The sequence below is a fragment of the Corynebacterium sp. LaCa_23 genome, from assembly GCF_058182375.1.
The window spans coordinates 1,623,027-1,636,001 of the sequence record NZ_CP190825.1 but is presented as its reverse complement, the minus strand read 5'-3'; the positions used below and the strand labels follow the sequence as shown (position 1 = coordinate 1,636,001).

At 59.2% G+C, this 12,975-nt stretch carries 10 protein-coding genes; 9 read left to right on the top strand and 1 reads right to left on the bottom strand.

What is annotated here, in order from left to right:
* Nucleotides 1–30: 30 nt before the first annotated feature.
* The 9 genes from ACP8IT_RS07860 (at nt 31) to ffh (ending at nt 10,619) form a co-directional block, all read left to right on the top strand.
* On the top strand, nt 31–3,012 hold the full coding sequence (locus ACP8IT_RS07860; RefSeq protein ID WP_490289867.1) for a DUF4040 family protein: 2,982 nt from the start codon (nt 31–33) through the stop codon (nt 3,010–3,012).
* A complete protein-coding gene (locus tag ACP8IT_RS07855) occupies nt 3,012–3,488 on the top strand; it encodes a sodium:proton antiporter (RefSeq protein ID WP_005278605.1) in 477 nt (158 codons plus the stop codon). Before ACP8IT_RS07860 ends, ACP8IT_RS07855 begins: the two co-directional genes overlap by 1 nt.
* A complete protein-coding gene (locus ACP8IT_RS07850) occupies nt 3,488–5,029 on the top strand; it encodes a monovalent cation/H+ antiporter subunit D family protein (RefSeq protein WP_005278607.1) in 1,542 nt (513 codons plus the stop codon). The genes ACP8IT_RS07855 and ACP8IT_RS07850 overlap by 1 nt, the downstream gene beginning before the upstream one ends.
* On the top strand, nt 5,030–5,563 hold the full coding sequence (locus ACP8IT_RS07845) for a monovalent cation/H+ antiporter subunit E (protein ID WP_284642116.1): 534 nt from the start codon (nt 5,030–5,032) through the stop codon (nt 5,561–5,563). It abuts the gene before it with no gap.
* Nucleotides 5,560–5,850: a cation:proton antiporter gene (locus ACP8IT_RS07840; RefSeq protein ID WP_005278611.1), complete on the top strand. Its 291-nt coding sequence runs from the start codon at nt 5,560–5,562 to the stop codon at nt 5,848–5,850. The genes ACP8IT_RS07845 and ACP8IT_RS07840 overlap by 4 nt, the downstream gene beginning before the upstream one ends.
* Before the next feature lie 3 nt (nt 5,851–5,853).
* Nucleotides 5,854–6,222: a Na+/H+ antiporter subunit G gene (locus tag ACP8IT_RS07835; protein WP_126319319.1), complete on the top strand. Its 369-nt coding sequence runs from the start codon at nt 5,854–5,856 to the stop codon at nt 6,220–6,222.
* 227 nt (nt 6,223–6,449) lie between these two features.
* Nucleotides 6,450–6,788 carry a P-II family nitrogen regulator gene (locus ACP8IT_RS07830; RefSeq protein WP_005278617.1) on the top strand — a complete coding sequence of 113 codons (339 nt, stop codon included), beginning with the start codon at nt 6,450–6,452 and terminating at the stop codon, nt 6,786–6,788.
* Between the two features lie 6 nt (nt 6,789–6,794).
* Nucleotides 6,795–8,927, top strand: coding sequence for a [protein-PII] uridylyltransferase (locus tag ACP8IT_RS07825; RefSeq protein ID WP_490289866.1), 2,133 nt, complete (start codon nt 6,795–6,797; stop codon nt 8,925–8,927).
* Nucleotides 8,928–8,978: 51 nt separating this feature from the next.
* Nucleotides 8,979–10,619 (top strand): signal recognition particle protein, encoded by a 1,641-nt coding sequence (gene ffh / locus ACP8IT_RS07820; protein ID WP_005278622.1) that lies wholly within the window; start codon nt 8,979–8,981, stop codon nt 10,617–10,619.
* Nucleotides 10,620–10,703: 84 nt separating this feature from the next.
* Here ffh and ACP8IT_RS07815 read toward each other — a convergent pair whose 3' ends face one another.
* Complete coding sequence (locus ACP8IT_RS07815; RefSeq protein WP_490289865.1) at nt 10,704–12,971, bottom strand: acyltransferase family protein; 2,268 nt, start codon at nt 12,969–12,971, stop codon at nt 10,704–10,706.
* Nucleotides 12,972–12,975: the final 4 nt, after the last annotated feature.

Below are 12,975 nucleotides of genomic sequence, written 5' to 3'. Positions count from 1 at the left end.
CAAGACCAAGGTTCGTGAGGCAAGTATTTCGTGACGCTACTTTTTGCTGTCCTCCTCGCAGCATTGGCAGTGATCTTGGCACCGGTGACCGTAAAGGTCATGGACCGACAGGCGGGCTATCCATTAGCCGTCCTCTTTCTCATCGCAGCGGTGCTCATTGCTAAGGATTTTTCTGCCATTGCAGCGGGGGAGGAACTCAGTTTCCAAGCCACCTGGGTACGCGATTTTATTGCACCGGGGGTTGATGTAAGTTTCGCTCTGCGCGGAGATGCTTTGAGCATCTTCTTCGCCATGTTGGCTCTTGTCATTGGCGCTGTCGTGTTGACCTACTCGGCAGCGTATCTCCCGAAAAATGAGGGAAATACGAGCTTTTATACATTGATGACGGCGTTTACGCTGTCCATCTTGTTGCTGGTTCTGGCCAATGACGTTGTTGTCCTATTCCTCGCCTGGGAGCTTGTCTCCTTGGCTTCCTTCATGCTCATTGCGCGTTCTGGCTCCGGGGGAGAGGCAGGTTCACAGCGTACCTTAATCCTGACGTTCATCGGTGGCCTTACACTATTGACGGCATTGGGTATTGCCGCAGTGACCACCGGTTCGACCACCATTTCTGAGATCCTCGCATCCTCGGTATGGGACGACCGTCCAGGCGTGACCGCAAGCGTTGCCGTGCTTATCGCGGCGTCCGCCTTTACCAAGTCCGCTCAATTCCCATTCCACTTCTGGCTGCCAGAAGCTATGGCTGCTGCGACGCCAGTCTCGGCGTTCCTGCACGCCGCGGCCGTGGTCAAGGCGGGCATCTACTTGCTTATTCGCTTCTCCACGATCTTCTACGATGTCGCCGTGTGGAACTGGGTGCTCATCGTCGTCGGTATGGGCACGGCTGTTATGTCCGCGGTATTCGCGGTGCAAAAGACGGACTTGAAGAAGCTGACCGCTTATTCCACCGTGTCTCACCTGGGTTGGATTGTGGCCACCATCGGTGTCGGTACCCCGTTCGCTATTGGGGCAGCACTGGTGCACACCCTGGCACACGCGCTCTTTAAGTCCTCGCTCTTCATGCTCATCGGCGTCATTGACCATGAAGCGGGTTCGCGCGATATCCGTCGCCTTGGCCCGCTGTGGAATAAGATGCCGTGGACGTTTGGCTCTGTCGTCATCGGCGCCGCCTCCATGGCTGCGGTTCCTCCGCTGCTGGGCTTCGTGTCCAAGGAAGGCATGCTTACCGCCTTCGAGGATGCCCCCATTGGCGGCGCAGGCCAAGCAATCTTGCTTGCCGTGGCGGGTATCGGTGCGTTCTTTACCTTCACCTACTCGGCAAAGATCGTCTTCGGTGCATTCTTCGATGGGCCGCGCTCTATGGACGATGTCCACGAAGCCCCAGTTGCCCTGTGGCTTCCTGCTGCGCTACCGGGCTTTATGTCCCTGCCGCTCGTCTTCGTCCTGGGTATTTTCGATGAGCCTTTGGAGCATGCCGTTGCCGCTGTGGGCATGGAAACGCATTCTCACCTTGCGGTATGGCATAGAATCAACGTGCCATTCATCATCTCGATTCTCGTGCTGGTGGCCGGTATCGCTGGTCTCTTTGCCCGCAAGAAGATGTGGCCGGCTTTCGAGGGCCGGAACTTCATGCCGCGCAGCGGCAACGAGCTCCTGCAAAGCCTGCAGGATGGCTGCGCCAAGCTCGGCCAGGTATTGGGCAAGATGTCCGATTCCCACAACCCGTCCCGGCACATCCTGCCGATTGTCATCGTGATTATCGTCCTCGCCGGTACTACCTTGTTTGGTGAGGGCGTCGACGGCGTACCGCTGCAACCGCGCGTCGATGGTCTCGATAACCCGTGGGACCTGCTGCCGTTGGGCATCATTGCCTTGTCCGTATTCGGGCTGGTTCGTACCAAGAACCGCCTCACCGGCGCCGTCATGATCGGCATCGCAGGTACCGGCGTTACCTTGCAGATGTTCCTCTTGGGTGCACCGGACGTGGCACTGACGCAGTTCATGGTGGAAGCCCTGTCCGTGGTCGTCATGATGATGGTGCTGCGTTACCTGCCGGAGACCTTCCAGCCGGTTACTGATAAATCCCGCAGGGTAGGCTCCATCGTTATCGCCGTGTTGGCCGGTATCGCTGCCTTCCTCGGCGTGTGGGGCCTGATGGGCCGCCACGAACGTTCGGACTTGGCGCTGTGGTACCTCGACGAGGCACCGGATATCACGGGTGGCGATAACGTCGTGGCCACCATCATCGTGGAATTCCGTGCACTCGATACTTTGGGCGAGCTGTCCGTGTTGGGCATGGCCGCCGTCGTTATCGCAGCCATTACCACGACGCTGCCGCGCTTCCCGTTCAGCTCGGGTACGCGCCCAGCGCCATTCGGTCAGTCGCAGCTGAACTCCGTGCCGCTGCGCAAGGGAATCAATATTGTCATTCCTTTGCTCATCATCATGTCCGTCATCGTGTTCTTCCGCGGGCACAATTCCTCCGGCGGTGGATTCCCAGCGGCGCTCATCATGGGTGCGGCTATTGGCTTGACCTACCTGTCCCGCGGCTCCGATGAAATTGTCTTCGGCCGGATGACCCCAGTTCACCTCACCGGAATTGGCATCATAACGGCGCTATTGGCAGGCTTTATTGGCTACTGGCACGACGGCTTTGGCAATGGTGGTTTCCTCACCGCCCTGCACGGTGAAGCCTTTGGCCAGCACTGGACGACGTCCCTCATCTTCGACCTCGGTATTTACCTGGCCGTGTTGGGCATGCTCACGATGGCCATCAACGCCTTGGGCGGCTACCTCAGGCCAGGTACCGAGCGGGACTTCCTGCCGTGGATTCATGACGATGACTCGGCCCTGCCGGCCACGCCGCGCATCGCCGTTGAGGATGCGGACGATCCGTATCCAGACCCAATCAACCCGTCGACGGATCCGCTCGCTTTGCTGAGCCCCAAAGAGGCAAAGACAAAGACAAAGCAACGTCGCCGTTCTAACGCCAACCGAGGAGGGGAGAAGTAATGATTCTCGCGTTAACTATCGCCATCCTCATCGGTGGCGCCGTCTATCTCATTCAGCAACGCGGCTTGGTCCGCATTGTGTTGGGCATGATGGCATTCGGCCACGGTGCCAACCTGACTTTGTTGGCCACTGGCGTGTACTCCTACCGAGGCGAAGCCTTTCCCTCGGAAGTACCGCATGACCAGATGGCAGATCCGCTACCGCAGGCATTCGTGCTGACGGCCGTTGTTATCTCCATGGCAACCTCGACCATCTTGTTGACCATGGCCGCGATGGGTAAAAACGATGACACCGATGTGGTGGAACCCGTCGATGACAACACCATCGATCACGCATTTTCTACCTTGGGCCGCGATGCCCAGAACCGTGCGATTTTGGAAGAATCCGCGAATGAGCTCGATCGCATTGGCCGGGTAGACCACGACACTCCCGTGGCTGAGCGCGGGGTAAATAGGAAGAAGGAGGATGAAAAATAATGGCTGATGTTGTAGCCCAACTTCTTCCACTTTTCCCGGGCATTCCGCTCATTGCCGCGGCTCTTGCCTTGCTGGCGCCGTGGCGCGCCGTCCGCGATGCGATCATGCTCATCATTCCCGGGGTCGGTGTCTTCGCCGGCCTGGGACTGTTGATCTACACCATGAACAATGGGGTAGTGGCGCATACCGTGGGCCTCTACGTAGGCAATGTGGGTATTCCGCTCGTTGCGGACGCCTTCTCCGCGCTGATGATCATCACCACGATGATCGTGGCCTTTGGTGCTAACTGGTTCGCCATCGTGGGCGGGGAGACGAAATCTCGTTACTATCCGTCGCTCACCCTGATCCTTATTACTGGTGTGTGCGGTGCGCTGCTGACCGCTGACCTCTTTAACTTCTTCGTGTTCATTGAGGTCATGCTGCTGCCGTCGTACGGCCTTATCACCATGTCGGGCACGTGGTCGCGCTTGGCGGCAGGACGCGCGTTCGTCCTCGTTAACCTTTTTGCCTCCACGCTGCTGGTGGTTGGTGTCGGTTATATCTATTCCGTCACCGGCTCGGTTAACCTGGCTGCCCTGCAGGGGGCCGCTGCCGGCAACGGCCCGGTCACCGTCGCCGCGGGCATTATCCTTATTGCGATTACCGCCAAGGCCGGTGTCTTCCCGGTGCAGTCTTGGCTACCGCGTACCTATCCAGGCACGTCGGCCGCGGTGATGGGCCTTTTCTCCGGCCTGCACACGAAGGTCGCCGTCTACATGCTCTACCGGCTGTACGTGCAGCTTTTCGATCTTGAGCAGCGGTGGAACGTCCTTATCATCGTCCTCATGCTGATCTCGATGATGATCGGTGCCTTTGGTGGTCTGACCGAAAAGACCATTCGCCGCGTGCTGGGTTACCAGATGCTCAACGGCATGCCGTTCATCTTGGTGATGCTGGCCTTTACTTCGGAGGATCCGAGCCGCGCCCTGGCCGCCGGTATCATGTACACGATTCACCACATGGTGACCGTTGGCTCGTTGATCCTGGCGTCCGGTGCCATCGAAGAGACCTACGGTACGGGTGACTTGACCAAGCTATCCGGCCTCGCGCGCCGCGATACCATCATCGCCTGGATTTTTGCCGCCGGTGCCTTCTCCGTGGTGGGCTTCCCACCATTCTCCGGCATGTGGGGCAAGCTCATGATCGTCTTCGAGGTCGCCCGCAACGGCGGCGCTTGGGCCTGGATTGCTATTGCCGCCATCATCATCGCTTCCTTCGCCGCATTCTTGGCGATGTTGCGCGTCTGGCGCGAAGCCTTCTGGGGACACGATTTGCCCTCGGACAAGGTTCCAGATGAGCTCATCATCCGCAAGAAGCTGATGGCGCCTTCCGCAGCGCTCATCTTGGTCTCGCTGGGCATGTTCATTTTCTCCGGCGTGGTTATTGATGCGGTGGAAACCGCAGCCGAGCAACTGCTGGACACGACGGCTTATACTGACACCATCTTGGGCGATGATTCAGCCGCACTACCTAATATCGATGACATTCAGGAGGGCCGATAAATGCATGCCGTAGCTTATGCACTCTGGCTCATCAAGGAGATTTTCGTTGCTGGGTTCACCCTGGCGATGTCAGCATTTAAGCCCGATAACGAATACCACCCGGTGATCATCCGGTATCCACTGCGCGTTACCAGCGCCTGGGAGATTTTCTGGTTCACCTCTTCCATTACCGCAACCCCTGGCACGCTGTCGTTGGGACTGCGCGAACCACCGCGCAAGGGCTTGCCCCGCATCGTGCTAGTACAAGCGGTACAGGGTTCCGATCCTGCGGCGATTGTGGCTGACTTGGCCGATATGGAAGAGCACTTGGCACCGCGCGTGAAGAGCATCGACTATGGCGTTCCTGGGCAAGGGGATACTACGGAGCTCGATGAGGCTTTCTACGAATTCCCCTTGGATACCCTGGGTCGCTATATGCGCTCGCCGGACCTCGCGCGGGCGGAGGACACTCCGCTTTCGGAGAGCCAGGCGGACGTCGAAAAGCCCAAGCACTTCGCCCGGAAAATTCAACGCAGGAAGGAGACCGACCGATGATTGATTTTGCAACATTGTCCCCATTCGGTTGGGTTGTACTAGTGTGCGTGTTCATCATGGGCGGGGCCGCCTGGTGCGGGGTGCTATTAGCGCTGCGCACCCGCGATGAACTCACCCGCGCGGTGATGTCAGACATCGTCTTTTACGGCATGATCTGCATGTACCTCGGCTGGTCAATGATCAACAATGCCCCCTTGGCCTATGACATTGCCTTGATTGGCGCCATCGCGGCCGGTATTTTGCCGACCTTGTCTATGGCCCGCATTATTTCGAAAGGTCGGCGATAAGTCATGGCTGTTTACGAGATTATTGCTTCGGTCTTGCTCATTGTGGCCACCATCCTCGTGGTGGCAACCGTGGTCTCCTTGTGGCGCGCGCCGGATGCCTTGACCCGTGCCAACCTGATGGGCCCGACCGTGGGTTTGGCGGTACCGCTTATTATCGTCGCCAAGCTCGTGGTGGATTTTGGCCAAGATGGCTTTTCTTTGGGCCTTCTTATCAAGGGCCTCATTGCCTGCTTTGGCGTGTGGATTATCGGCTCGGTGGGCTCGTTCTACCTGGGCCGTTCCATCTATGGCGTTGCGGTTACTGACGTCAAGCACGCGAAACACAATAATGAGAAAATCCAGACCGTCTATGCAGATGAAGACGAAATCTAGGGTTGTTCTTTCCTCATGAGTAGCGCGGGTGCGTACCTTCTCCAAGGAGGTGTGCGGCCCGCGTTTCTTTTGCGCTGCCGCGGTGCTTAGCGCAGCGGGTCCTAGCTTGATTTACCGATTGCCACCGTAATTCGGGCACATTCGGAAGTTGGGCGGGGCTAGACTAGAACGCAGCATATCCGCGCCTTGCTTGGCCGCTGAACTTTACTTTTCTTCAGGAGGATTAAATGAAACTAATTACCGCCATTGTTAAACCGTTTACTCTGCCGGATATCCGGGAGGCATTAAAACAGCAGGATGTCCACGGCCTTACCGTGACCGAAAGCCAGGGCTTTGGGCAGCAGAGCGGGCACAGCGAGGTCTACCGCGGTGCCGAGTACGCCACGGACTTTGTGCCCAAGGTGAAGCTGGAGGTTTTGACCGCTGATGACCAAGTGGAAGACCTCATTGATGCCATCGTGGATGCCGCTTATACCGGCAAGATTGGCGATGGCAAGATTTGGATTACCCCGGTAGAAGACGTCATCCGCATCCGCACCGGGGAGCGCGGCGAGACCGCCCTTTAAGCACACATGGTGACAGCATCCGCTCTTCGTAGGGAGGCTTATGCCGCGGCGGTGCGCGTACTCCAGGATTTGGATCTGCCGCCGCACACGGCGCTAGCAGCAACCGGCTCTGTGGCCCGCCAGGAGATGACTCCCTATTCCGATATTGATGTCATCCTGATTTTCCCGGAGGACCACGAGCCAGACCCCAGCCAGGTAGAAAACTTGTGGTACCCGGTGTGGGATGCCAAGTATCGGTTGGACTTTGCCCTGCGTACCCCGCAGGAGTGCGCGGAGATTGCCCTGCAGGATGCCTCGGCTGGCTTCGCTCAATTGGATCTGACGTATATCGCAGGCGATAAGCCGCTTGTCGATGACGCCCGTCAGCGCCTCCTGCACGCGTGGCGGCGGCAGCTGCAGCGGGGCTTTGATAGCTTCGTCGATATCGCCATTGCCCGGTGGAACCGCTCCGGCGCCGTTGCCACCATGACCAACCCAGACTTAAAAAACGGGCGTGGGGGATTGCGCGATATTCAGCTCCTGCGCGCTTTAGCCCTGGGCAACCTATGTGATCTGCCCGCGCTGGAGGAAGAGCGGCGGCTGCTACTCGATGCCCGGACCCTGCTGCATGTCAAGGCCCGCCGCCACCGCGATATTTTGGATCCGGACTTCGCCGCAGACGTTGCCGATGAATTGGGCTTTAGCAGCCGCTATGAACTCACGGCGGCGTTGGTTACTGCGGCCTCTGCGGTCGACGAGGCGGTAGAGCGTAGCTTGGCCACAGCCCGCGGCGTTTTGGGTAGCCGCAGCGCTGGTCCGGCGCAGGGGCGAGACCGCGTGCGACGTCCCCTCGACGTGGACGTCGTGGCCGATGGCGCCGTTATCTCCCTGGCCCGCACACCCAATTGTGAAGATCCATGGTTATTGACCCGCGTTGCGGCGGCCGCGGCGCGGACGGGCTATTCCGTCTCGGCGGCGACGTGGCGAGCACTGCAAGAGCTGCCGCCCCTGCCGGAGCGATGGCCGCGGGCGGCCGTCGATGACTTTTTCGCCATCTTGTCCTCGCCGGCCCATACCCCACGGGTGGTTGCAGAATTGGATCGCTATGGGCTGTGGGAGCGTTTAGTCCCCGAATGGGGCCATGTGCGCGGATTACTGCCCAGAGAACGCAGCCACATGCATTCCGTTGATTATCACTTGGTTGCCACCGTGACGCGCTGCGCCGAGGTGCGCACATCGGTGGCCCGCCCAGATCTCCTCCTCTTGGCTGCGTTGTATCACGATTTGGGCAAGGGTCATGACCGCCCGCACGAGCAGGTAGGGGCAGAGCTGGTGGCGCGGCAGGCCGCGCGCATGCGGTTTAATCTTGCAGATATTTCCCGCGTGCAAACCGTGGTGGCAGAGCATACGAGCCTGGCGCGATTGGCGGCCACGATGGATCCGCGCTCGGATGCCGCGCGCGATGCCCTATTAAACGCCTGCCATTATGACCAATTGACCATTTCGCTGCTTGCGACCTTGTCCAAGGCGGATGCCTTATCGACGGGCCCTGGGGTCTGGTCCGCCCGCACCGCGCAGGCGCAGGGCCTTATCGTGGCCCGCGCTTTGGAAGCGAATAAGCCTCGCATAGTCACCCGCCCTTTAGTTCGCGTTCCCCAGGACGATTACGGGGTAGGCCTGGCGGTCGATTGGCAAGAGGAAGTGGTCACCGTAACTTGGTCCGGCGCCAATAAGGCAGAGTTTAAGCGCATTTTTGCGCTGATTTCCGCCTTGGGGTGGACGATTGTGCGGGCCAATTTCGTGCGCGGTGATGCTGGTGACTATCAGGCGGAATTTGTCATCCGCACCGTGCAAAAGACGCTGAGAGAGGCCGCGGAACCGGACCGGTTTATCCAGTCCTATAATTCGCGGACATATACCGAGTTTCCTGAGATCGCAGGTGAGCCCACGACGGCGGCGTTTAACGTGGGCGGAATCTTAGAGATTCGCACCGTGGAGAGGATAGGCGCGTTGGGCTATCTGGTGGAGGCTTTGCCGGAGTTTATGTGGCTGCGCCATGAGATCCTGGGTGCCACGATGATTGTGCACGTTTTCTTTGGCGCTTCGGTTTCTCGCGCCCAGGTGGTGGGGAATGTGACCAGGGCCCTGGCTAGGGACTAAGATTGAATAATTGAACTTTAGATCGATCTAATTTAAGGGAGCGCATCCGTAGTGTTTGACTCACTATCAGACCGCCTACAGTCAGCCCTGGCGGGCCTGCGCGGCAAGGGCAAATTAACTGAGGCGGATATCAACGCCACGACTCGTGAGATTCGTTTGGCATTGCTGGAAGCTGACGTTTCTCTGACGGTGGTGCGCGGGTTTATCAAGCGCATCAAGGAACGCGCCCGCGGCGCGGAAGTCTCTGAGGCGCTCAACCCCGCCCAACAGGTGGTCAAGATCGTCAATGAGGAACTCATTGAGATCCTTGGCGGCGAAACCCGCCGGTTGAACCTGGCCAAGAATCCTCCGACCGTCATCATGCTGGCCGGTCTGCAGGGTGCTGGTAAAACCACCCTGGCCGGTAAATTGGCCAAGCACCTCACGAAGCAGGGGCACACCCCCATGCTCGTGGCCTGTGACTTGCAGCGCCCAGGCGCTGTGCAGCAGCTGCAGATCGTCGGCGAGCGCGCGGAGGTCCCGACCTTCGCCCCAGATCCAGGCACCTCCCTGGATTCCAATGACCACGAGATGGGTACCTCGCACGGGGACCCGGTGGACGTCGCCAAGCGCGGTATTGCTGAGGCAAAGCAGAAGCAGCACGATGTGGTCATCATCGATACCGCCGGCCGCTTGGGTATTGATGAAACCTTGATGACGCAGGCGCGCAATATCCGCGATGCCGTCAACCCAGATGAAGTTCTCTTCGTCATCGATTCCATGATTGGTCAAGACGCCGTGCAAACGGCGGAGGCCTTCCGCGATGGCGTGGACTTTACCGGCGTGGTTCTCACGAAGCTGGATGGTGACGCCCGCGGTGGTGCAGCGCTGTCCATTCGTGAGGTCACCGGCAAACCAATTTTGTATGCCTCTACCGGCGAGAAGCTCGATGATTTCGATGTCTTCCACCCAGAGCGCATGTCCAGCCGCATCCTGGGCATGGGTGACCTGCTCTCCCTGATTGAGCAGGCGGAAGCCACCTTGGACCACCAGAAGGCCGAGGAAGCAGCCTCCAAGCTGGGCTCCGGCGAGCTCACGCTGAATGATTTCCTTGATCAGATGCTGATGATCCGCAAGATGGGTCCGATTGGCAACCTGCTGAAGATGATGCCTGGCGGCAAGCAGATGAATGAGATGGCCGCCATGGTGGATGAAAAGCAGCTGGACCGCATCCAGGCGATCATCCGCGGTATGACCCCAGAAGAACGCGAGAACCCAAAGATTCTGAACGCGTCGCGCCGCAAGCGCATCGCCAATGGTTCCGGTGTGAGCGTGTCCGAGGTCAACCAGCTCATCGAGCGCTTCAACCAGGCCAAGAAGATGATGTCCAAGATGGCCGGGCAATTTGGCATGGGCGGTGGCGGTCGCTCTGCCACCAAGAAGAAGCCCAAGGGCCGCAAGGGCAAAAACGGCAAGCGCAAGAAGGGCAAGGGCGGCGGTGGCAACCGCGGCCCCAAGATGCCGGGCGGTATGCCGGGCATGGGCGGCGGGATGCCGTCGATGGAAGAGCTACAGCAGCTGCAGCAGCAAATGGGCGGCGCCGGCGGTGCCGGTGGCCTCGGCGGTGGAAAGATCCCCGGCATGCCCAAGATGCCCAAAGGCATGGAGAATATCGACCTCGATAACCTCAACTTTGGCAAGGGCAAGAAGTAGCCGCGCAGAGTCATAAATAAAAGGTGGCCCCATTACTTCACAGGTAATGGGGCCACCTTTGTGCGTGCCATCGCGGGGGAGCGTTTACACCGGATCGTTTTCCGGGGTATTGGGGTACGGCACCGGGTTGGCGCGCCGCGTGCCACCGGTGGTGGGGGCAGCCGGCGATTCCTCTAACGCTGCCTCCGCCTCTTCGGGGGAGATTTCCGGTGCCTCTTGCTGGACCTTTTCGCCGTTCAAGAAGGGCGTGAGGGCTTCTCGGATCATCGGTATCGCGGAATCCGCGAAGGCATTGGTGATGTGGTGCATATCGCGGTAGACCATGGTGTTGCCAATGACCACCGGGCAATCGCCATTGGCGTCGCAGAACCACGGCGCGGTATCGAGGGACAGCATGTTCTCATACTGCGATAGGACTACAGCGCCTGGATCATAAGGTTGGTAGACCTGCTCGAATCGCATGCCACAGCCCACAGCATCCTCGTTGGCTACGTAGCACTCATCGAATTCGCGCGGCTCCCCGTCTTCATCGAATCCCCACGGGTTATCGCGGAAGCCCAGGAAGGGGATATCGCGCTTGGATAGTTCTTCCCAGAAGGCTTGGTAACCGGCGGGCACCGCATCGGGGCCATGCCCATATTCGTTTTGCGGGCGGGTGGTATTGGAAATAACCAGCGCTGGGTGGGCCTCGGCAATGCGGTCCATGACCAGCTCGCCCCACTCTGCGCACTCGGGGCTGACCGTGACGTCATCGCCAAGCTCGATTGGGCAGCCTTGGCGCAGGAGGGGGACGAGCTTAAAGCCCATCTCGCGGCCCAAGTGGTCGAGGGCGGAGGAGTATTGTTCCGCGTGGGATCCTCCCACCAAATAGACTTCTTTTTCGGAATTGGTATCGCCGAAAATGCACGGCGTCTTGCCGTCCCTGCGCGTTTCAAAGAAGAAATCGGCGGGCTGGCTATCGGGAACAAAGCACCAGTTTGCGGCGACCGGCGGCTGGATGCCCCCGGCCACGATGGGATCAGGTTTGATCTCTACGCCATCTGGCGGAGTGATGTCATTAATGAACGTGGTGGCGCCCGGATATTGCTTGGGGTTGAGAATCTCCGCATCGGCGATATTCAGCGTGCGCAGCCACAGCGGCTGAATGAGAAGCAGTGCGGTGACACAGCTGGCGACCACGACACCGCCGATGGCCCGACCGGCCCCGGCACGGGTGGACAGGCCGGAGATTGCCTTGTGGGCTGGAAGGTCCTCTGCCAAGGGGCGCTTGCGGTGCTGGCGCAAGGGGCGCTCGATGAAGCGGTGCGTGGCATCGGCAAGCAGCAGGGAGATGGCAATGATAATGATGCCCAGCCACCACGACGGGGTCTGCTGACCCAAGTACGAGGTGGACAAAATGAGCAGCGGCCAGTGCCAGAGGTATAGCGGATAGGCGACATCGCCTAGCCAACGCGCCTTTCCAGAAGCCATGGCCTTGGAGATCTTGCCGCCACCGCCCAAGATGATGAGCACGGCGCCGCCCAGAGGCAACAGCGATAGCGGACCTGGATAGGCGGTGGTCTCTGCGATGATGGCGCCGGTAAAGACCAACATGAAAAGGCCGAGGCCGGTAAATAGGTCATAAAAACGGGCCGGAATCTTCCAGGCGGAGCCGTAAATAGCAAGTACCGCGCCGAGGGTCAGCTCCCAAGCGCGCGACCACGTGGAGTAGTAGTTTTCCGGCGTTCCGTGCAGCCCATGGCGCGAGGCATAGGCAAAGGAAGCGATGGTCACCACGATGAGAATGGGACCGGCAATCTGGTTGACCGTGGGGAGGCGGCTGGTACGCAGCGAGGACTCCTGCGGGCGCAGCTTCATTATCGCGGCCAGAATGAGGGCGAAGGCGATGCCCATCAGGTAGAACTGGCCCTGCACGGACATCGACCACATATGCTGCAGCGGGGAAGTATCGGCGGCGGCCGCCGTGTAGTCGGCGTTTTGGCGCGCCAACTCCCAGTTCTGGTAGTACAGCATGGTTGCCGTAATTTGCTGGGTAAATTCGGTGCGCATGAGCTGCGGCGTGAAAAGGCGTACCAAGATGTACGTCACACCGATGACCAAAACGAGGCTTGGCACCAAGCGGCGCAGTGTGCGCCAGATTGGCCACCATGGGTTCAAGGACGCGTTGGGTTTTCCGGCATAGCGCAGCTGGGAGCCTAAGAAGAAATAACCGGAAAGCAATAAAAAGACATCCACGCCGCCAGAGACACGACCGACAAAGACGTGGTAGATAACTACGAGGCCAATTGCGATACCGCGCAGACCGTCGAGGTCATAGCGATATCGAAAGTTGCGTGGGGAATCTGTTGTCATAAAA

Bases quoted from the DNA above. Each gene is read 5' to 3' on its own strand.
- ACP8IT_RS07835 (WP_126319319.1), top strand. From the start codon at position 5,854: ATGGCTGTTTACGAGATTATTGCTTCGGTCTTGCTCATTGTGGCCACC.
- ACP8IT_RS07825 (WP_490289866.1), top strand. From the start codon at position 6,795: ATGGTGACAGCATCCGCTCTTCGTAGGGAGGCTTATGCCGCGGCGGTG.
- ACP8IT_RS07840 (WP_005278611.1), top strand. From the start codon at position 5,560: ATGATTGATTTTGCAACATTGTCCCCATTCGGTTGGGTTGTACTAGTG.
- ACP8IT_RS07815 (WP_490289865.1), bottom strand. From the start codon at position 12,971: ATGACAACAGATTCCCCACGCAACTTTCGATATCGCTATGACCTCGAC.
- ACP8IT_RS07830 (WP_005278617.1), top strand. From the start codon at position 6,450: ATGAAACTAATTACCGCCATTGTTAAACCGTTTACTCTGCCGGATATC.
- ACP8IT_RS07850 (WP_005278607.1), top strand. From the start codon at position 3,488: ATGGCTGATGTTGTAGCCCAACTTCTTCCACTTTTCCCGGGCATTCCG.
- ACP8IT_RS07845 (WP_284642116.1), top strand. From the start codon at position 5,030: ATGCATGCCGTAGCTTATGCACTCTGGCTCATCAAGGAGATTTTCGTT.
- ACP8IT_RS07855 (WP_005278605.1), top strand. From the start codon at position 3,012: ATGATTCTCGCGTTAACTATCGCCATCCTCATCGGTGGCGCCGTCTAT.